Annotated in this window: 17 protein-coding genes; 8 read left to right on the plus strand and 9 right to left on the minus strand. The window is 73.1% G+C overall.

Translation table 11 applies throughout. From position 1 onward, the window contains the following. Nucleotides 1-22: 22 nt before the first annotated feature. The 3 genes from DS079_RS17310 to DS079_RS02665 are packed head-to-tail and all read right to left on the minus strand — an operon-like array spanning nt 23 to nt 3,133. The gene (locus DS079_RS17310) at nt 23-1,228 is read right to left on the minus strand and encodes a molybdenum cofactor biosynthesis protein MoaE (protein WP_126984691.1); all 1,206 of its coding nucleotides are present in this window, start codon (nt 1,226-1,228) and stop codon (nt 23-25) included. A 46-nt stretch (nt 1,229-1,274) separates the two neighbouring features. Then, nucleotides 1,275-1,823 (minus strand): cyclic pyranopterin monophosphate synthase MoaC, encoded by a 549-nt coding sequence (gene moaC / locus DS079_RS02660; protein WP_126984692.1) that lies wholly within the window; start codon nt 1,821-1,823, stop codon nt 1,275-1,277. Continuing rightward, nucleotides 1,820-3,133, minus strand: a complete 1,314-nt coding sequence (locus DS079_RS02665) for a molybdopterin molybdotransferase MoeA (RefSeq protein WP_126984693.1) — start codon at nt 3,131-3,133, stop codon at nt 1,820-1,822. Before DS079_RS02665 ends, moaC begins: the two co-directional genes overlap by 4 nt. Nucleotides 3,134-3,385: 252 nt before the next feature. Here DS079_RS02665 and moaA point away from each other — a divergent pair, with 252 nt between their 5' ends. Together moaA and DS079_RS02675 are read left to right on the plus strand one after the other, a co-directional pair. Then, complete coding sequence (moaA, locus tag DS079_RS02670) at nt 3,386-4,486, plus strand: GTP 3',8-cyclase MoaA (RefSeq protein WP_126984694.1); 1,101 nt, start codon at nt 3,386-3,388, stop codon at nt 4,484-4,486. Between the two features lie 10 nt (nt 4,487-4,496). After that, on the plus strand, nt 4,497-4,772 hold the full coding sequence (locus tag DS079_RS02675; protein WP_126984695.1) for a MoaD/ThiS family protein: 276 nt from the start codon (nt 4,497-4,499) through the stop codon (nt 4,770-4,772). 81 nt (nt 4,773-4,853) lie between these two features. Here the strand turns inward: DS079_RS02675 and DS079_RS02680 are convergent, their stop codons facing one another. The 5 genes from DS079_RS02680 to DS079_RS02700 form a co-directional block, all read right to left on the minus strand. Beyond that, nucleotides 4,854-6,029 carry a ThiF family adenylyltransferase gene (locus DS079_RS02680; RefSeq protein ID WP_126984696.1) on the minus strand — a complete coding sequence of 392 codons (1,176 nt, stop codon included), beginning with the start codon at nt 6,027-6,029 and terminating at the stop codon, nt 4,854-4,856. Nucleotides 6,030-6,256: 227 nt separating this feature from the next. Further along, on the minus strand, nt 6,257-7,999 hold the full coding sequence (locus DS079_RS02685; RefSeq protein WP_126984697.1) for an ABC transporter family substrate-binding protein: 1,743 nt from the start codon (nt 7,997-7,999) through the stop codon (nt 6,257-6,259). 291 nt (nt 8,000-8,290) lie between these two features. Further along, entirely contained in the window at nt 8,291-10,054 is a 1,764-nt protein-coding gene (locus tag DS079_RS02690; RefSeq protein WP_126984698.1) for an ABC transporter ATP-binding protein, read from the minus strand. A gap of 10 nt (nt 10,055-10,064) precedes the next feature. Continuing rightward, nucleotides 10,065-11,078 (minus strand): ABC transporter permease, encoded by a 1,014-nt coding sequence (locus DS079_RS02695; RefSeq protein ID WP_126984699.1) that lies wholly within the window; start codon nt 11,076-11,078, stop codon nt 10,065-10,067. Nucleotides 11,079-11,082: 4 nt separating this feature from the next. Next, the gene (locus tag DS079_RS02700; RefSeq protein ID WP_206516123.1) at nt 11,083-12,075 is read right to left on the minus strand and encodes an ABC transporter permease; all 993 of its coding nucleotides are present in this window, start codon (nt 12,073-12,075) and stop codon (nt 11,083-11,085) included. Between the two features lie 269 nt (nt 12,076-12,344). Between DS079_RS02700 and DS079_RS02705 the strand changes: the two genes are divergently transcribed. Then, nucleotides 12,345-12,662 carry a hypothetical protein gene (locus DS079_RS02705; protein WP_010551179.1) on the plus strand — a complete coding sequence of 106 codons (318 nt, stop codon included), beginning with the start codon at nt 12,345-12,347 and terminating at the stop codon, nt 12,660-12,662. Between the two features lie 14 nt (nt 12,663-12,676). On the opposite strand, the gene DS079_RS02710 is transcribed toward DS079_RS02705, so the two are convergent. After that, the gene (locus DS079_RS02710) at nt 12,677-13,954 is read right to left on the minus strand and encodes a molybdopterin molybdotransferase MoeA (protein WP_126984700.1); all 1,278 of its coding nucleotides are present in this window, start codon (nt 13,952-13,954) and stop codon (nt 12,677-12,679) included. Nucleotides 13,955-14,158: 204 nt separating this feature from the next. On the opposite strand from DS079_RS02710, the gene DS079_RS02715 reads away from it, so the two are divergent. From DS079_RS02715 to DS079_RS02735, 5 genes are read left to right on the plus strand one after another with little or no spacing between them, the layout of a single operon-like run. Continuing rightward, a complete protein-coding gene (locus DS079_RS02715) occupies nt 14,159-15,145 on the plus strand; it encodes an NADP-dependent oxidoreductase (protein WP_126984701.1) in 987 nt (328 codons plus the stop codon). Between the two features lie 55 nt (nt 15,146-15,200). Further along, nucleotides 15,201-16,478, plus strand: a complete 1,278-nt coding sequence (locus tag DS079_RS02720) for a class I SAM-dependent methyltransferase (RefSeq protein WP_126984702.1) — start codon at nt 15,201-15,203, stop codon at nt 16,476-16,478. Beyond that, nucleotides 16,475-17,227, plus strand: a complete 753-nt coding sequence (locus DS079_RS02725; protein WP_126984703.1) for a DUF4129 domain-containing protein — start codon at nt 16,475-16,477, stop codon at nt 17,225-17,227. Before DS079_RS02720 ends, DS079_RS02725 begins: the two co-directional genes overlap by 4 nt. Further along, nucleotides 17,224-17,730, plus strand: a complete 507-nt coding sequence (locus DS079_RS02730) for a hypothetical protein (protein WP_126984704.1) — start codon at nt 17,224-17,226, stop codon at nt 17,728-17,730. The genes DS079_RS02725 and DS079_RS02730 overlap by 4 nt, the downstream gene beginning before the upstream one ends. Next, entirely contained in the window at nt 17,727-18,734 is a 1,008-nt protein-coding gene (locus DS079_RS02735; protein WP_126984705.1) for an AAA family ATPase, read from the plus strand. Before DS079_RS02730 ends, DS079_RS02735 begins: the two co-directional genes overlap by 4 nt. The last annotated feature ends 138 nt before the right edge of the window (nt 18,735-18,872 follow it).

An 18,872-nucleotide genomic window follows, 5' to 3' on the forward strand; every position in this document is an offset into this window, starting at 1 on the left:
CAGGTGTCGGAGTCGACCGGGTTCAGCCCAGCGCCCCCACCCATTCGCTCGCGCCGTCGTCGAAGACCTGGTGCTTCCAGATCGGGACGCGCTGCTTGACGGTGTCCACGAGCTCGTCGCAGGCGATGAAGGCCTGCTTGCGGTGCGGGGCCGCGATCGCGCACACGAGGGCGGAGTCCCCGATGGCGAGGGGCCCGACGCGATGGGCGACCGCGACGAGAGCGTCCGGGTAGCGCTCCGCGATCTCGGCGGCGACCTGGGCGATCACGGCGGGGGCGGAGGGGTGGGAGGTGTACTCGAGCCGGTCCACGCCGCGCCCGCCGTCGTGGTCGCGCACCACGCCGTCGAAGGTGACCACGGCGCCGCAGCGCGGGTCGGCGACGGCTGCCGCCATGGCGGCCACGGTGATCTCCTCGGTGCCGACCGCGGCATGCCGCACCCGCTGCGGAGCCTCCCCCATCGCGGGGTCTCCCGCGATCCGCAGCCCCTGGGCCTGGGCGTCGCCGCGCTCGTCGGTGCCGTCCGCCGGGAAGGTGGTCGTCCCGCGGGTCGGGTCGGCCTGGTCCGACGGGGTCGCCGGGTCCGTCGCCTCCGCGATCGGGTCGGTCTCGCTCATCGCCGCCGTGGTCGTGGCGGCGCGGGCCGAGTCGTCGGACCCATCGGCCCTCGCCCCGCCCTCCGGCCCGTGGTCCCCTCCGTCGCGCTGCTCGAGCAGGTGGTCCAGCAGCGGGTCGATCACGGCGATGCCGTCCTTCACCCCGCCGCGGGAGCCCGGCAGGTTCACCACGAAGCTCCGTCCCGCCATCCCGGCGATGCCGCGGCTGAGCAGGGCGGTGGCCTTCGCCGACTCGCCCCGGCGGCGCACGGCCTCGAGGATCCCGGGCATCTCCCGCTCGATCAGCGGCGCGGTCTGCTCGGGGGTGACGTCGTTGGGGCTGATGCCGGTGCCGCCGGAGGTGATGACCACGTCGACGCCGTCGGCGATCGCCTCGGCGAGCGCGCGGCCCACCTCGGGGCCGTCGGCCACCACCTGCTTCTCGACGGGGGCAAGGCCCCGCCCGCACAGCCATCGCTCGAGCCGCGGGCCGGTGCGGTCCTCGTAGGTGCCGTCGGCCGCGCGGGTCGAGGCGATGATGATCCGGGCGCTGCCGTGCAGGAGCGGCGGCGCATCCGGGTCCTCGCGCACCGCGCAGTCCTCGTCGGTGCGCTGGGCGGGCATCTGCCTCATCGTTCCTCCTCCTGCGTCATCGCTCGTGGCGCGCAGTCATCGCTCATCATGCGCGGTCATCGCCTGTCGCGCGCGGTCGTCGCGGTTCCTCGCGGCGCCAGTCCCCGCTCTTGCCGCCGGACTTCGCGAGCACCCGGATCTCCTCGATGACGGCGAGGTGGTCCACGGCCTTGATCATGTCGTAGAGGGTCAGCGCGGCGGTGCTCGCTGCGGTCAGCGCCTCCATCTCGACGCCGGTGACGCCCTTGGTGCGCACGGTCGCGGTGATCTCGACGCGGTCCCCGCGCGGGTCTAGGTCGACTTCGATGCCGGTCAGCGGCAGCGGGTGGCACAGCGGGATCAGCTCGGCGGTGCGCTTGGCGCCCATGATCCCGGCCAGGCGCGCGGTGGCGAGCGCCTCGCCCTTGGGCAGGTCGCCGCTCGCGATCCGGGCCACCACGTCCTCGCGGGTGACGAGGACGGCGCGGGCGGTCGCCTCGCGGGAGGTGACCTGCTTGGCGGTCACGTCGACCATGTGGGCGGTGCCGTCGGCCCGCACGTGCGAGAGCTCGCCCGCGGCGGTCGACCGGCCGGCAGGGTCGGGGGCGGTGGTCATGAGTCTCCTCCGGGGATCAGCAGGGTCTCGAGCAGGTCGCCGTCGCGCACGACGGCGGCGCCGACGGGGACGATCGCGAGCGCATCGGCCGCTGCGTACCCGCCGATGAGGTGCGAGGACGCGCCGCCGACCAGACGCACGGCGCCCGAGGGCAGGACCCGCGCTCGACGGTACTGCTCCAGGTGCTCGGGCGAGGACTCCTCGGCCTCCAGGCGGACGGGCAGGCGCAGCCGTCGGCGCGGCGGGGCGCCGAGGGCGGGGCGGGCGATCAGCTCGCAGCTCAGCAGCGCGGAGACGGGGTTGCCGGGGAAGGCGAGCCAGGGCACGCGCCGCCCGTCCACCTCGAGGGTGCCGATGCCCTGGGGGCCGCCGGGCTGCATCGCGAGGGTGGGGAAGGCGAGGGTCGTCCCGGGCAGATCGGCGGCGTGGCGCACCACCTCGAAGGCGCCCATGCTCACGCCGCCGCTGGTGACGATCAGGTCGGCGTCGTGCGCGAGGACCTCGTCGCGCAGTCGCTCCAGCAGCAGCGTCGCGTCGTCGGGCACGGCGCCGCGGTGGACCACCTCGGCGCCCGCCTCGGTGAGCGCGGCGGCGAGTCCGGGTCCGTTCGCGTCATGGAGGGTGCCGGGGGCGGGCTCCGCACCCGAGGGACCGCGCACCTCGGAACCGGTCGAGAGCACCACGACCCGCACCGGCGCACCCACCTCGACCTCGCCCAGGCCGCAGGCGGCGAGGTGCGCGATCCGTGCGGGGGTGAGCATCTGCCCCTCGCGCAGCACGGTGTCGCCGCGGTGGGTGTCGGAGCCGCGGCGGCGCACGAAGCGGCCCGGTGCGGCATCGGCCGGCGTGAGCGTCACGGTCGCCGGGTCCGTGCCGCGCGCGGCGTCCGCTCCTCGGGCACTCGCTCCGCCTCCCTCGGCCCCCGCGCCGCCGGTGTCGAAGCGCCCCTGGGCGCTCTCCTCGACCGGGACCACGAGGTCCGCGCCGTCCGGGACCGGCGCACCGGTCATGATCGGCCGCGCCTGCCCGGGTTCGAGCCGGCCCGGCGCGTCGCCGGCCGCGATCGTCGGCCCGAGCGGGAGCGTCACCGCGGCGTCGGGGCCCGCGAGATCGGTCGACGCGACGGCGAAGCCGTCCATCTGCGAGTTGTCCACCCCGGGCACGTCCACGTGCGAGCGCAGCGGCCGGGCGGCGACGCGGCCGACGGCCCTGCCGTCCAGCGCGACCGGCTCTGTCGCCCGCACGGCGGCGAGCAGTGCGACGGCGTCGGCCACGTGGTCGGCGAGCGGGCTGCGCTGCGCACCGGTCATCTCTCGGGCCTCCCTCTGCTGTGCGTCATCGGCCTGTCCTGGTCCCTCCAGTATGGCGCTCGCGACCGCCGCTGCCCGACCGCCCCGTGCGCGAGAAGCACTCGCCGATGCCCGGTCCGTGCCCAGCCGACGCCCGGTCCGTGTCGAGCCCGTGCCCGGTCCCACCCCGAAGTCCCGCCCCCGTCCCGCCGAGCCGTCCTATCCTGGAGGGACCCCCCGGAGCTGCCGGGCCGCTGAGCAGGAGGTGCGCGCATGTCGTCTCGACGGGTCTCCCTCGGCATCCCGGTGCCGCGCCGCACCGACGAGGCGGCTGGCGCGCTCCCGGACACCACCGACCGACCGGACACCCCGGCGCTCGCGGACCGCTTCGGACGCGAGGCCACGGACCTGCGCCTGTCGCTGACGGACTTCTGCAACCTGCGCTGCACCTACTGCATGCCCGAGTCGGGGATGGTGTTCCTCAAGAAGGACCAGCTGCTCTCGGTCGAGGAGATCGTGCGCCTGGTGCGCATCGGGGTGGAGCGGCTCGGCATCCAGCAGGTGCGCTTCACCGGTGGGGAGCCGCTGACCCGGCCCGATCTCGAGGAGATCATCTCCGGGGTCGCCTCCCTCGAGCGCCGCCCCGACATCTCCCTGACCACCAACGCGATCGGCCTGGACCATCGCGCGGAGCGGCTGCGGGAAGCGGGGCTCGACCGGATCAACGTCTCGCTCGACTCGGTGGTCTCGGAGACCTTCGAGCGCCTCACCCGCAGGCCCCTGCTGCACCGTGTGCTCGCCGGGATCGACGGGGCGCGCGCGGCGGGCCTGGACCCGATCAAGGTCAACGCCGTCCTGATGCCCGGGATCAACGACCACGAGCTGCCCGACCTGCTGGACTGGTGCCTCGAACGGGACCTGCAGCTGCGGGTGATCGAGCAGATGCCGCTGGACGCGGACCACCGCTGGGAGCGCTCGACGATGATCACCGCCGGGGACGTGCACGAGATGCTCGCGCCCCGCTACGCGCTCGCCCCGGTCGCCGAGCCGCGCGACGGCGCACCCGCCGAGCTGTACGAGGTCTCCGACCGCGCCACCGGCCTGCACCGGGGCCGGGTGGGGATCATCGCCTCGGTGACGCGCCCCTTCTGCGCCGACTGCCGCCGCACCCGCCTGACCGCCGAGGGCCGCGTGCGCACCTGTCTGTTCTCCCGCGAGGAGACCGACCTGCGCACGGCGCTCCGCTCGGGAGCGGACGATGAGGCGATCGCCGACATCTGGCGCGCCGCCCAGTGGGGCAAGAAGGCCGGCCACGGCATGGACCGGGCCGATTTCGTGCAGCCGGAGCGCCCGATGAGCGCGATCGGCGGATGAGGAGGACCCGATGACCGACACCCGTGCCACCGAGATCGCCGCGCCCGAGATCGCGGTGCGCCTCTTCGCGGGCGCGGCCGCCGAGTTCGGGGCCGACGACGCGACCGTGCGCGCCCGCACCGTGGGCGAGCTCGTCCAGGCCCTCACCGCCGGCGCCTCCCCGGAGGCGGCCCGGGTGATCGGCCGGTCGAGCCTCCTGGTCGACGGCGTGGCCTGCACCGATCACGATCGTGCGCTCGGTCGCGGCACCCGCGTGGACGTGCTCCCTCCCTTCGCCGGCGGCTGAGCTCGCCTCCTGCCCGGCGGTTGAGCCCGGGTACTTCCCGACAGCTGAGCTCGGGTCGGGGTCGCACCCTGCCGGGCCGTGTCAGAGCCGCTGGATCTCGACCCCGCTGCCGGCCAGCCCGTCGAAGCCGCCCGCGAGCGAGCGCACCTGGATCCCCCGCTCGGCGAGAGCCCTCTGCGTGCTCGCCGAGCGCGTTCCCGCCGCGCAGTACAGCACCGCGCCCGCGACCTCGTGATCGGCACCGCGCAGCAGCTCGCCCATCGGGACGTGCTCGGCGCCGGCGATCATGCCGCCCTCGGCCAGCTCCCGCTCCTCGCGGATGTCGATCACCCGCGCCCCGGCCGCGAGCAGGGCTGGCAGCTCCGCGGCGGTGACCTCGTCGCGGGCGGGGCCCGTCGGCCCCGGCAGCCCGCAGGTGAGCATCACGTCCTCGATCTCCGTGACCGGCAGGCGCTGCGGGTCCCGGGCCAGCGGCAGCTCGTCCCACCGGGCGCGCAGCGCGTCGTAGAGGGCGAGTCGACCGAAGAGCACGTCGCCCATCCCGGCGAGCACCTTCACGGCCTCCATCGCCATGGTCGAGCCGATCACGCCGCAGAGCATCCCGAGCACCCCGGCCTCCGCGCAGCTGGGCACCTCGCCGGGCCGCGGCGGGACGGGGTGGACGTCGCGATAGGTGACGCCGCGCCCGCCTGCGCCCCAGAACACGCTGACCTGTCCGGAGAAGGCGAGGATCGAGCCCCACACCAGCGGCAGGTCGAGGATCTCGCAGGCGTCGGAGGCGAGATAGCGGGTGGGGAAGTTGTCGGTCCCGTCCAGGACGAGGTCGTGGCCCGGGAGGAGCTCGAGGGCGTTCGCGGGGGTGAGGGTCTCGACCACGGCGCGCACCGTGACCTGCGGGGACCGGGCGCGCAGGTGCTCGGCGGCGGCGACGGCCTTGGACCGGCCGAGATCCGCCTCGGTGAACAGCACCTGCCGGTGCAGGTTCGTCGCGTCGACGGTGTCGGGGTCGAACAGGGTGATCTCGCCGACCCCCGCCGCCGCGAGATAGGTCAGGGCCGGGGCGCCGAGCCCGCCCGCACCGATCACCGCGACCCGCGCCCCGGCGAGGCGGCGCTGACCGGTCTCGCCCAGCTGCGGCAGTCGCATCTGGCGCAGGTACCGGCCGAGATCGTGCCGCTGCGCCGCGGGCCGGTCCGCCGGCACGGCGCGGTCCAGGATCCGGGGCGGGACGGGAACGGGCAGGTCGGCGGAGCTCATGGGCCCAGTCTCCCCCACCTCCCGCGGCGAGGCGCGACCTCGGTCCCGCAGGTCCCGCGGGCGCCGTCCCGGGGCCGAGATCATGAGGCCAGGTGTCCGAACGTCGGGCACGGACCGCGACGTCCGGCCCCGCGGTCCGGGCGCCGCAGTCCAGCCGGATCCGCCCACGAACGGGGACGGGGCCCCGGGCGCTTCCGCCCGGGGCCCCGTCCTCAGGGCGCGTCCGCTCAGCCCTCGAGCTTGGCGGAACCCGTCACGTAACCGATCTTGGTCCAGTCCGGCAGCTCGAAGCCCCACGCGCCGAAATTCGCGAGGTCCTCGTTCTGGACGAAGAAGTCGTAGGACTGCCACAGCGGGATCGTCCCGGCGAGCTCCCACAGGTTCGCGTCGATCTGGTTGATCAGCTCGAGGCGCGCGGCATGATCGGTCTCGACGGCGGCCTGGTCGATGAGCTTGTCCGTGTCCGGATCGCCGATCTTGCCGAAGTTCTGCTCGCCCTCGGACTTCCAGATCGAGTCGCCGGAGGAGAGGAACGGGTTGCCGACCCAGCCGAAGAGGGTGAGGTCGAACTCGCCGGGGATGACGTACTTCGAGAAGAGGTCCGTCGGCGGCACCTTCTGCACCTTCATGGTGATGCCCACGGCCTTGAGCTGCTCCTGGACCACCGGGACCACGGCCTCGTTGGTCTTCGAGCCGTCGTTGTACACGTAGGTGATCTCGATCGGCGTGCCGTCCTTGGAGGCGACGAGGCTCTCGCCCTCGCCCTCCAGGGTGTAGCCCGCGTCCTCGAGCAGCTTCTTCGCGGCCTCGGGGTCGTAGCTGCCGAGGTCGCCGGAGTTCTCCTGGTACCCCTCCTGGTTGGTCATCAGGAGGTGGTTGTTCAGCGGCTCCGTGTTCTCCGGGTAGGGCATGGTCGAATTGACCGAGAGGAAGACGTCCTCGCGGTTGATCGCACGGAAGATCGCCTGGCGCACGGCCTGATCGGCGAGCGGCCGGCCCTCGGCGCCGTTGAGGGTGATGTGGGTCCAGTTCGGGCCCGCGGCCTGACGGAGCACCGCACCGTTGCCGATCAGCGGCTCGACCACCGAGTAGGTCGCCGGGACGGTGGTCTCGATGACGTCCAGCTGGCCGTTCTGGAAGCTGGTCGCGGTCGCGGCCGGATCCTCGATGGTGGTGAACAGGACCTGCGAGAGGAACGGCTTGTCGCCCCACCAGTTCTCGTCGGGCTCGACCAGCACGGTCTTGTTGCCGGAGTCGATCTTGCCGATCTTGAAGGGGCCGGCCGTGACCTGCGGCCCCTCGAGCCAGCCGGTGTTGAAGGCCTCGGCCGATTCGGCGAGGGAGTCCGGCATGACCGCGGCGAGGCCGATCCAGTCCGCGTACTTCTCCTTGAAGGTGATCACGGCGATCAGGTCGCTGTCGCCCTGCTCGATCTTCTCGACCTTGTTGTAGCCCTCGGAGGACGCGATCGCGTACTCCTCCTGGGAGCCGTCCATGACCTTGAAGACGTTCTCGATCGACTTGTAGTCGATCGGGGTGCCGTCGGACCAGCTCATGCCCTCGTTGAGCTCGATCTCCATGACCTGCGGATCCTCGGAGGTCAGCTCGATGCGCTTGGTGTAATGCGGGTTCGCGGAGACCTCACCGGCAGCGTTCGACCACCACACCTCGAGCGGGAAGATCGTCCGCAGGATGTCGGAGGTGTTGGCCTCGTTGCCGTCGGAGTGGAATGGGTTCCAGTTCGCGGGGAACGCGTTGTTGGCCAGGCGGAGCACGCCGCCCTCGCCGATCTCCTCGCGCTCCTTGGTGTTGATGTCGTTCTGGTCGGAGGCGATCTGCTCGCCCTCGCCGCCGCCGTCGGAGGCGCCGCCGCTGCCGCCGGTCCCCGGGTCCTGGCTGCACGCCGCCAGCGCGGTCATCGAGACGGTCAGAGCCGTCGCCCCCAGGATGGAACGCCGCGTCACACGCATATGAATCTCCTTCGCTCACGGTCCTCGAGATCATCGAGCCCGCTGGATGCACTGTCCCGGCAGATGTGGTCGGCGTTGACCACCGTGGTCGCGCCCTTCTCGCCGGTGTGAGCAGTCTGTCACCGGCGAGTTCCCGACGCGGACCAGGAACGCCCTTGTTACCCGTTCGCAACATGCAGGGCATCTGTCCGCGACCGACCCGGCACGGCCCCTCTTCCGGCGCGCCGACGACGGGCGGCGCACTGTGCGCGCCGCCCGTCGTCTCGAGCGTCCTCCCTGGTCAGGGAAGGGTCACTGGGAGTCCTCCCGGTCCGCGAGGAAGCCGCCGAAAGTTCCTTCGAAGGCCTTGCGGTCGATGGCCTCTCGCCGCCGCGAGCGAGCCACCTCGGGGTCCGGGATCGGCACCGCGGAGAGCAGCTCCTTGCTGTAGGGATGCTGCGGGTTCGTGAAGACCTCCTCGGTGTCGCCCAGCTCGACGATCCTCCCCTTCTGCATCACGGCGATGCGGTCGGAGATGTGGCGGACCACGGAGAGGTCGTGCGAGACGAACAGGAAGCTCACCCCGAGGCGCGCCCGGAGGTCGGCGAGCATCGCGAGCACGCCGGCCTGGACGGTGACGTCCAGCGCCGAGGTGGGCTCGTCGAGGATGATCAGCTTCGGGTCGCAGGCGAGCGCGCGGGCCACGCCGACGCGCTGGCGCTGGCCGCCGGAGAACTCGGTGGGGAAGCGGGCGGCGTGCTCGGGCAGCAGGCCCACCATCTTCAGCAGCCAGTCCACCCGCTCGTCCATGCGCTCCTTGCTGTACCCCTGGACGCGCATCGGCTCCTTGATGATGTCCGCGATCGGCATCCTGGGGTCGAGGGAGGCCATCGGGTCCTGGAAGACCACCGTGATGTCGGAGCGCAGCGTCGACCGCTCCTTGCGGGTCAGGGCACCGGTCTCCTTCCCGCCGATGCGGATGGTCCCCTCCTGCGGGGTGCGCAGCTGCATGATCTCCATCAGCGTGGTGGTCTTCCCGCTGCCGGACTCGCCGACCAGCGCCAGGCACTCCCCCTCGCGGATGTCGAAGGAGATGCCGTCCACGGCGCGCTGCTCACCGATCTTCCGGCGCACGATCGCACCCTTGGTGATCGGGAAGACCTTCGCCAGGTCCTCGACCTCGAGCACCGTCGGCAGCTCCTCGCGCGGCGGCCGGTCCTCGCCGAGGTCGGCGATCTTCTGCATCGCGGAGCCGGCGACGCTGCGGGAGGCGCCCGCCTCGCCGGCGTCGACCCGCGGGACGGCGGCCAGCAGGTCCTGCGTGTACTTCTCGCGGGGGCTGTAGAAGATCTCGTCGACGGTCCCCAGTTCGACCATCCGCGACTCCTTCATCACCAGGACCCGGTCGGCGAAGCCCGCGACCACGCCCATGTCATGGGTGATCAGCACCGTCGCGGCACCGATGAGCTCCTGCGCGGACTTCAGCAGGTCCATCACCTGCGCCTGGATCGTCACGTCCAGGGCGGTGGTGGGCTCGTCGGCGATGATCAGCTCGGGCTCGTTCGCGATCGCCATCGCGATCATCGCGCGCTGGCGCATGCCGCCGGAGAACTCGTGGGGGTACTGGCTCGCACGACGGCCGGGCTCGGGGATGCCCACCGCGTCCAGCAGCTCCTCGGCCCGCTGACGGGCCCGGGTCTTGGAGATCTCCGGATGGTGGATCCGCACCACCTCGGCGATCTGGTCCCCCACCCGGTACACCGGGGTGAGCGCGGAGAGCGGGTCCTGGAAGACCATGGAGATCGTGTTGCCGCGCAGGCGCGAGAGCTGCTTGTCGTTCAGCTCGAACATCCTGTGGCCGAGCATCTCGATCTCGCCGCTGATGGTGGCCGTGCGCGGCAGCAGGCCCATCACGGCCAGGGAGCTGACGGACTTGCCGGAGCCGGACTCGCCGACGATGGCGAGGGCCTCGCCCTTGTGCACCTCGTAGCTGAGGTCCTGGACGGCGTGGACGGTCCCGTACTCGGAGGGGAAGGAGACGCTCAGGTCCCGCACGGAAAGGATCGGGTCGGACATTCTTTCTTCCTCAGATCCGGCTGGAGCCGCTGGTCGGGTCGAGGGCGTCGCGCAGCGCTTCGCCCATCAGGTTGATGGAGATGACCAGGGCGGCCAGCACCACCGCGGGCGGGATCCAGGTATAGGGCGCGGAGATGTTGTAGTCCTGCAGGACGGTGCCGAGGGACACCTGCGGGTACTGGATGCCGAATCCGATGAACGACAGTCCGGTCTCGCCGAGGATCGCGGCGCTCACGCCGAGCGTGGTGTCGATGATGATCCAGCTGGCGATGTTCGGGATGATGTGCCGCGTCATCGTGACGATCGGGTTCACGCCCATGAACCGGGCCGCCTCGACGTACTCGGTGCGCACCAGCTGCTGGGTCATCGCGCGCAGCACACGGGCGGTGAGCATCCAGGCGAAGCCCGCCAGCAGCGGGATCATCCACAGCCAGCTCGCCTGCTGCAGCGCGGGGCTGAACAGCATCAGCAGCAGGATCGAGGGGATCACCAGGAACAGGTTGATGAGGTTCACCAGGGCGCCGTCGACGAACGCGCCCGACTTCCCCTTGTGGCTCACGTACCCGGCGACGATGCCGACGAGGAGAGCGAGGAAGGTCGTCAGGACCGCGGTGCCGATTCCGATGACCAGCGAGATGCGCAGGCCCTGCATCGTCCGGGCGAAGATGTCCAGACCGTTCTCGTTCACGCCGAACCAGTGGTATGGGCTCGGGCCGGTCAGGGCGTTGCGCAGGTCCCGCTCGAAGGGGCCGTACTGGTAGACCATCGGGCCGATGATCGCCATCAGCACGAGCGCCGCGAAGATGATCATGCCGATCCATGCGCTCGGGTTGCGCAGGAACCGTCGCCGCAGCAGCTCGCCGCGGCTGAGCGACTCGATCGCCGGTCCGCTCTCGTCGACCTCGGTGTCCCGCAGGTCGGGGTCGTCGACGGCCGAGCCGATGACGGGGTTCGCCTCGGGATCGGTGGCCCGGCGCAACGCGGAGGCGTCGTCGGTGCCGCGGATGTCGTTGGGGTTCGTCATCGTGTCACCGGATCCTCGGGTCGAGCGCACCCTGCAGGATGTCTGCGAAGGTGGCGGAGAGCAGGGTCAGGATCGCCGTGTACAGGACGACGCCGGCGGTGCCGTTGACGTCGGCCATCTGGATCGCGGAGATCGCGAAGCGGCCGATGCCCTGCCAGTTGAACATCAGCTCGACGAACAGCGAGCCGGAGAACGCGCCGCCGACGGCGAAGGCGAAGTACTGGCCCATGGGGATCAGCGCCATCCGCAGGCCGTGGCGGTTCATCGCCCGTCCGCGGGTGAGGCCCTTGGCCCGAGCGGTGCGGAGGTAGTCGCTGCCCAGCACGTCCAGGGTCGTCACCTTCATGTACCGCGAGTAGGAGGCGGCGGCGGTGACGGCCAGCACGATCGTCGGCATGACCAGGGCCTTGGCCTGGTACTTGAAGGACTCCCAGGAGCCCGGTTCGAGCAGCGGGTTGATCGGGTTGATCGCCGGGAGCCCCCAGCCGGAGAGGTCCATGATCCCCTGGTTGGCCTGCTGGACGATCAGGATGATCACCGGCGTGGGCAGGGAGAGGATGAAGAAGGCGAGCAGCGTCGAGAGGCGGTCGCCGACCGAGTCGCGGCGCACCGCGGCGAGCATGCCCAGGACGATGCCGAGCACGGTGCCGATCGCGGTGCCGAGGACGACCAGGCGCAGGCTGATCGGGATCCGGGTGGCCAGCTCGTCGATCACCGGGACCATCGACTTGTTCGTGCCGGTGGTCACGCCGAGGTCGCCGCGGATGAGGCCGCCGAGCCAGTTGGCGTACCGCTCGAACAGCGGGGTGTCGGGGTTGACGTTGCGCACGTCGAGGTAGTGCTGGGCGGTCGCCGCCGGGACCGGCTCCGTCGCGATCGGCGGGTACAGCACCTCTTCGGGATGCATGAGCGAGGCGGACAGGAGATACGCGAAGCTCGTGGCGACGAACGCCAGGATCACGTAGGTCAGCACTCTGAGGGAGACGAATCTAATCACGCTTCCCCCTCGACACGCTGTTGCTCATCTGTCGGGTCCCTTCCCTGCGTCATCCGTCTCGTCGTCGCGGGCTCGCCATGGGCGGGCCCCGTCCCATTGAGGCGGCACCACGCTCGGTCACGTCGAGGCGACCCGGCGGCCGTGCACAACCGGGTCCCGGTTGTGGTCCAGGTCTCTCGGCAGGCACGGCACACCATAACGCCTGCGATGGACGCGGCTTGACGAAACTGACCCACGGGTACGCGGTAGGGCGAAGCTATGCTCGAATCGTGACCTTTCTGCACCTGCTCGTGCTCGCGCTCGGCATCGTCGCCGCGATCGCGCTGAGCGATCTGCTCGGACATCGGGGAGTCGGCGCGTGGCCCATCGGGCTCGGCGCCCTCGCCCTGGCCCTCGGCGCCGGGCTCCTCTACAGCCCCTGGCTCGCCGCCCTGTCCCTCGGTCTCGCCCTCGGGGCGGCGATCTCGATGATGGCCTCCTGGACTCGCGACATCGTCCGACGCCGCCACGCCCGACGCGAGCAGGCGCGGCGGTCCCAGGACGCTCGACGGAGCCAGCTGGAGAAGTCCGGCACCTCGCGTCGCTGAGGGACGCAGGAGCGTCACAGCACCAGGACGAGCACGCTCCGCTCCGGCGCACCGGCGAGCTCGCCGCTCCCCGGCGCCGCGCCGCCGTCGGGTCCCTCCGACTCCAGGAGCACCATCGCGTCCGCCCGTCCGTAGGGGGCGAGCCGCCGACCCGGCACGAGGCGCACGACCTCCCGGCCATCGGCCACGACCTCCCGCCGCCCGGGCATGGCGTGCACGGTGCCGGCGGGACCGCGCCGGGGCCCGTCCCCCTCCCCGCCCAGGAGCATCCGTCGGGGCGTGGCGCCGTCGCGATCCAGCAGCGGGCGCACGAACAGGTGGTAGCCCACCAGCGCGCCGACGGGAGTGCCCGGCAGGTGCACGACGGGGACGCCGCCGCGCAGCGTGCCGTGGCCCTGGGGACCGCCGGGGCGCAGGGCGAGGTGCGCGAAGCGGGAGGTCCCCGCTCCTCGCTCGCCGAGCAGCAGCTTCACCACGTCGTAGGCGCCGTGGCCGATCCCGCCGGTGGTGAGCACGAGGTCGGCCTCCCGGGCCGCGACGTCGAGCGTCTCCCGCAGGTCAGCCGGGTCGTCGCCGCTGTGCCGGGGCGGGAGCGCGTGCGCGCCGCCGGCGGCGAGGGCGGCGGCGAGCATCGTCCCGTTGGACTCGCGCACCGCACCCGGCAGGGGGTCCGCGCCGAGTCGGTCGGAGGAGCTGTCCGCGGTGAGCTCGTCGCCCGTGACCACCACGGCGACGCGCAGCGGGCGGAGCACCTCGAGGGCGTCGATCCCGAGCGTCCGGGCGAGTCCGACGAGCCCCGCGCCGACGCGGTCCCCGGCCAGGGCCAGCGGCGCATCCAGCGGGATCTCCTCCCCCGCCCCGCGCACGTGACGGCCCGGGACGGGAAGGCTCTCGAGGGCGAGGGCGACGACGGCGGGGGCCGGACCGAAGGGGTCGGAGTCGGTCGCCTCCACCTCGACGACGGCGTCGGCGCCGCGGGGCACGGGGGCGCCGGTCATGATCCGGGCGGCGCTGCCCGGGGGCAGGTCGGGGACCTCGCCGGGGCGGGCCGGAAGCTCGGCCGCGACCGGGAGCACGGTGGTGCCGGGAACGGTGAGGTCCGCCCGGCGCACGGCGAAGCCGTCCATCGCCGCGATCGGCAGCGCCGGGACCTGCTCCGGGCTGCGCACCGCGGCGGCGAGGACCCGGCCGCGGGCCTGCTCGAGCGGCACCCGCTCAGCGCGGCGCGGCGGCGCGACCGCGGCGAGGATCTCCTCGCGCCACTGCCAGGGCGAGAGTCTCTCGGAACTCATGGTCCTCCTTCGGCGGCGGGTCGCGGCGCAGGTCACGGCGGGCGATGTCGCCGCGGGCGAAGTCCCATGATCCCCCATCCACGGCCTCGGGAGACGGGACCGTCGCCGGCTCGCCGCGGACTTCCGGCCGCTGCCGCTCCGCTTCTCCGCCGACCCGTCCACAGACATGGCCACGGGGAGAGCGGCAGGTGCATCATGGAGGGCATGCGCGAGATCCGATTCGACAGCTTCGGGGGCCCCGAGGTCCTGACCCTCCACCACGACGCCCCGGTGCCCGAGCCGGGCCCCGAGGAGGTCCTCGTCCAGGTCGGCTTCGCAGGGCTGAACCCGCTGGACTACAAGATCCGCGACGGCTCCTCGGGACGGGCGAAGGACCTCGCGCTGCCCGCGGGGACCGGCCGTGAGATGGCCGGCACCGTGATCGGCGCGGGCTCCGGCCTGGACGAGGCGGAGCTCGGCTCGCGCGGCCTCACCGTCGGCACACGCGTGTTCGGCATGCGCGGCCCGAGCGACTCCCGCGGCGTCGCCGCCGAGGTCATCGCGATCTCGGCCGACGACCTCGCCCCGATCCCCGGCGAGACCGCCGAAGAGGACCTGCCCCGCTGGGCCGGGCTCGCACTCGTCGGCCTCACCGCGATCGCCGCCGTGCAGGACACCGCCCGGATCGCCGAGCACGAGACGGTGCTGGTCCACGGCGGCACCGGCGGCGTGGGCCAGCTGCTGATCCCGATGGCGCTCGAGGCCGGGGCCTCCCAGGTGCTCGCCACCGGGCGCGCCGCGAACGCCGAGCGGATCCGGGAGCTGGGCGCGACCCCGATCCCCTACGACACGAGCGACTGGGGCGAGGAGGTCCAGCGCCTCACCGACGGACGCGGCGTCGACGTCGTGCTGGACACCCACTACCACTCGACCTTCCTGCCGAGCCTGGACCAGCTCGCGGACGGCGGCCGCATCGTCGCCCTGCCCAGCCTCGCCGACCTCTCCCCTGCCCTCGAGCGCGGTATCGAGGCGCGGGTGCCGTCGATCGTGCCGGGACGGGACCGGCTGGATCGCCTCGCGCAGGGCATCCGCTCGGGCCGCTATCCGCTGGAGGTCTCCGAGGTGCTGCCGCTGGCGCAGATCGCCGAGGCGCATCGTCGGCTCGAGGAGGGCCACACCCGCGGCAAGCTGGTCCTGGACGTGCGCGCCTGAGCGACGGCCCGTGCCGCGATGGTCGGCGCCCCGGCACGGGCGGTACGCTGGCACGATGGTCGCCCCCACCTCCGATGACGCCGCTGCCGCGATGCGCGGGATCGAGCCCGTGCTGCAGCCCTCCGGGTGGGCGCTGCTGAACTCCCTTCCGCCCTACGACGAGAAGGAGGCGCTGCGGGTCTCGACCCGTCTGCGCGAGGCGGGGCACTCCCCCGAGCTCGTCTCCGCGGTGCTCACCCAGTCCCGTCTGCGCGCCCGCGCCGCGGAGAAGTTCGGGGAGTTCGCGAACACCATGCTGTTCACCCCGCACGGGCTCGAGCAGGCCACGCGCCTGCCCGTCGCCGCGATGCACGCCGAGCGCTTCCAGCGCGCCGGAGTCGCCTCCGTCGCGGATCTCGGCTGCGGCATCGGCGGGGACTCGATGGCGATGGCCGCGCTGGGCCTGGACGTCCAGGCGATGGACCGCGATCCGGTCACCGTCGCCGTCGCCACCGTGAACCTGCGCCCCTTCCCGAACGCGAGCGCGCGCCTGGGCCGGGCGGAGGGCCACGACCCCCGCGACACCGAGGGGATCTGGCTGGACCCCGCCCGGCGCGCCCCCGCCCGCGGCGGCTCCCGCCGCCTCCACGACCCCGAGGAGTACGAGCCGCCGCTCTCGGCCGTGCTCGACCTCGCCCGACGTCTCGGCCGCGACGGCGCCGCCGGTCCGCTCGGCGCGAAGCTCGGCCCCGCCATCGCCCGCGACGCCCTGCCGGACGACGTCGAGGTGCAGTGGCTGTCCTTCCACGGGCAGGTGCTCGAGGCGACCGCCTGGTGCGGACCGCTCGCCCGGGAGGGCATCGCCTCCTCCGCCGTGCTGATCGGCCGCGACGGCGCGCACCGCCTGGACCGCGGCGCGGACTCCGCCGGCGACCCCGCCGTCGGCCCGCTCGCCGACCACCTCTACGAGCCCGACGGCGCCGTGATCCGCGCCGGGCTGATCGGAGAGCTCGCCGCCCGGATCGGCGGCCGCACCCTGGATCCCACGATCGCGTACCTGACCTCCGAGCGCCGCGTCACCACCCCCTTCGCGAAGGGTTACGCGGTGCGGGACGTGATGCCCTTCGGCCTCAAGCGCCTCACCTCCTACCTGCGCGAGCACCGGCTCGGGGTGCTCGAGATCAAGAAGCGCGGCACCGCGGTCGAGCCCGACGAGCTGCGTCGCAAGCTGCGGCCCCGCCGCTTCGGCGACGAGAGCGCCACGCTGATCCTCACCCGCATCGACGGGGAGCAGTCCGTCGTCGTCGCCTCCCCGCACGCCGCACCGCCCGGCGAGGAGCCCGATCGGCCGTGAGCACCGCCCGGGGGACGCAGCGTCGCGTCATCGCCCTGCTGCTGCTCCTCGCCGCGCTGGGAGGACTCGGCGCCGTCGCCCTCGGCGCCGCCGCCGAGCGTGCTCCGATCACGACCGTCGCCGGCACGACGGAGCGTGAGCGGCCCTCCAGCGCCCCGACCGCCGAGGTCCCCTCGGACCCCGGCTGGAGCACCCCGGAAGCCCCGGACCGGCCGCCCCGGACCGAGCTCGGCGCCGCCCCGCTGCTCGTGCTGCTCTCCCTCCTCGGCCTGGCCCTCGCGGTCCTCGCGGTGTGGCTCGCGGTGCGGATGAGGGCGCTGGCCCGACCCGCTCCGGCCACGGCGACCGCCGCCTCCGAGGACGAGCTCACCGCCGCGCAGGCCCGGACCGCGCTCGCCGAGGCCCGGGACCCGCTCGCCCGTCTGGTCGACGCGCAGGACGCGGTGATCGCGGCGTGGACCGCGTTGGAGCGCTCCCTCGCCGCGGCGGGCGTCACCCGGCACCCCTCCCGCACCACCTTCGAGTTCGTCGTGGAGGTGCTGGCCGCGCTCGACCTGGACCGCGCCGCCCTCGACGACCTCGCCGCCCTCTACCGTCGGGCGCTGTTCGATCCGGAGCCGCTCACGGAGGAGGACCGCGTGGTCGCGATGACGAGCCTGGACCGCCTCACGGCGGGGCTCGAGGCCACCTCTGCGGCGGCGAGCGCCGGCGAGCACCCTCGCGCCGAGGACGGGAGCACCGAGCGATGAGCCGCACGCTCCTGGGCCTGATGTGGCGGACCATCGTGACCACGGCGGCCGCGGTCCTGCTCACCCTCGCTCTCGCGCTGATGGGCCTCGTGCTCCCGCTGCCGCTGCCGATAGCGCTGGGCCTCCTCGCAGGGGCCGCCTGGTGGTTCCTCCACGTCGGCGCCGACCGGGCCGAGCCCTCGCGAGCCCCGCGCCTCGACCACGACGCCGACTACGCCCTCCCCCATGCCCAGGACGTGCGGGTGCGACGGCTCGAGGACCTGATCCACGGCGCGCAGCCGCACCGCCGCATGACCGGCCGCGGCCTCGCCCTGGTCCTGGCCGACATCGCCGACGAACGGGCTCGCGACCCGGACGCCCCGCCGCTCGGCCCGGAGCTCTCCGAGCTCCTCCGCGCCGCCCGCGCCGCAGAGGGCTCCCAGCAGCCCTTCCCGCCGATCGACCGCAGAGCCCTGCACCGCTATCTCGACGAGCTCGCCCCGCGCGAGGAGAGGCCCCGATGACCACCACCCCCGCCCTCAGCACCACCCCGCTCAGCACCACCGCCGCGACCGACGCCGCACGGCGCGTGCTCGACGCCGTCGAGACCGCCGTCGTCGGCAAGCGGCAGTCCCTCGAGCTGGTGCTCACCGGACTCCTCGCCGGCGGCCACGTCCTCCTCGAGGACCTGCCCGGGCTGGGCAAGACCCTCGCCGCCCGCTCCTTCGCCCAGGCGCTCGGCCTGCCCTTCGCCCGCGCCCAGTTCACCCCCGACCTGCTGCCCGCCGATCTCACCGGCGCCGAGGTGTTCGACCAGCGCACCGGCGAGTTCGTGTTCCGTCCCGGCCCCGTGTTCACCGGTCTGCTGCTGGCCGACGAGATCAACCGCACCCCGCCGAAGACCCAGTCGGCGCTGCTCGAGGCGATGCAGGAGCGACAGGTCTCCGTCGAGGGCACGACCCGGCCGCTGCCCGTCCCCTTCCATGTGCTCGCCACCGCCAACCCCATCGAGCACGAGGGCACCTATCCGCTGCCCGAGGCGCAGCTGGACCGCTTCCTGCTGCGGCTGTCCTTCGGCTATCCGAGCGCCGAGCAGGAATGGGAGGTGGTCTCCCGACGGATCGACCGCCGGCGCGAGGAGCAGACCGTCGCACAGGTGCTCGACGCGGAGCAGCTGCTCGCACTGCAGGCGGCGGTCGAGGAGGTGCACGTCGAGGACGCCGTGGGCCGCTATGCCGTCGACCTCGTCGCCGCGACGAGGCGTCACCAGAACGCCCTGGTCGGCGCCTCGCCGCGCGGGACCCTCGCCCTGATCACCTGCGCCCGCGCCCTCGCGGTGATCCGCGGCCGCGGCTACGTGGTGCCGGAGGACGTCAAGGAGCTCGCGCATCCGGCGCTGGACCATCGCGTGACCGTCCGGCCCGAGCTGTGGCTGCAGAACGCGACCGGCGCCGGCGTCGTCGACGCGGTCCTCGAGCAGGTGCCGGTGCCGGTCGCCTCCCCGCAGCCGGCCCGGTCCCCGTCATGAGACCGGCCGCGGGAGACGGCGCAGCGGAAAGGGCCTCGGGGGCACCGGGGACCGAAGGAGCGACAGGAAACTCGGGAGAGCCGGGGACAAGGACGGCGAGGACGACCTCCGGTGCGGCGGGTGCTCAGAGGACAGCAG

This window comes from Brachybacterium paraconglomeratum, assembly GCF_003994255.1.
Classification (GTDB): domain Bacteria; phylum Actinomycetota; class Actinomycetes; order Actinomycetales; family Dermabacteraceae; genus Brachybacterium; species Brachybacterium conglomeratum.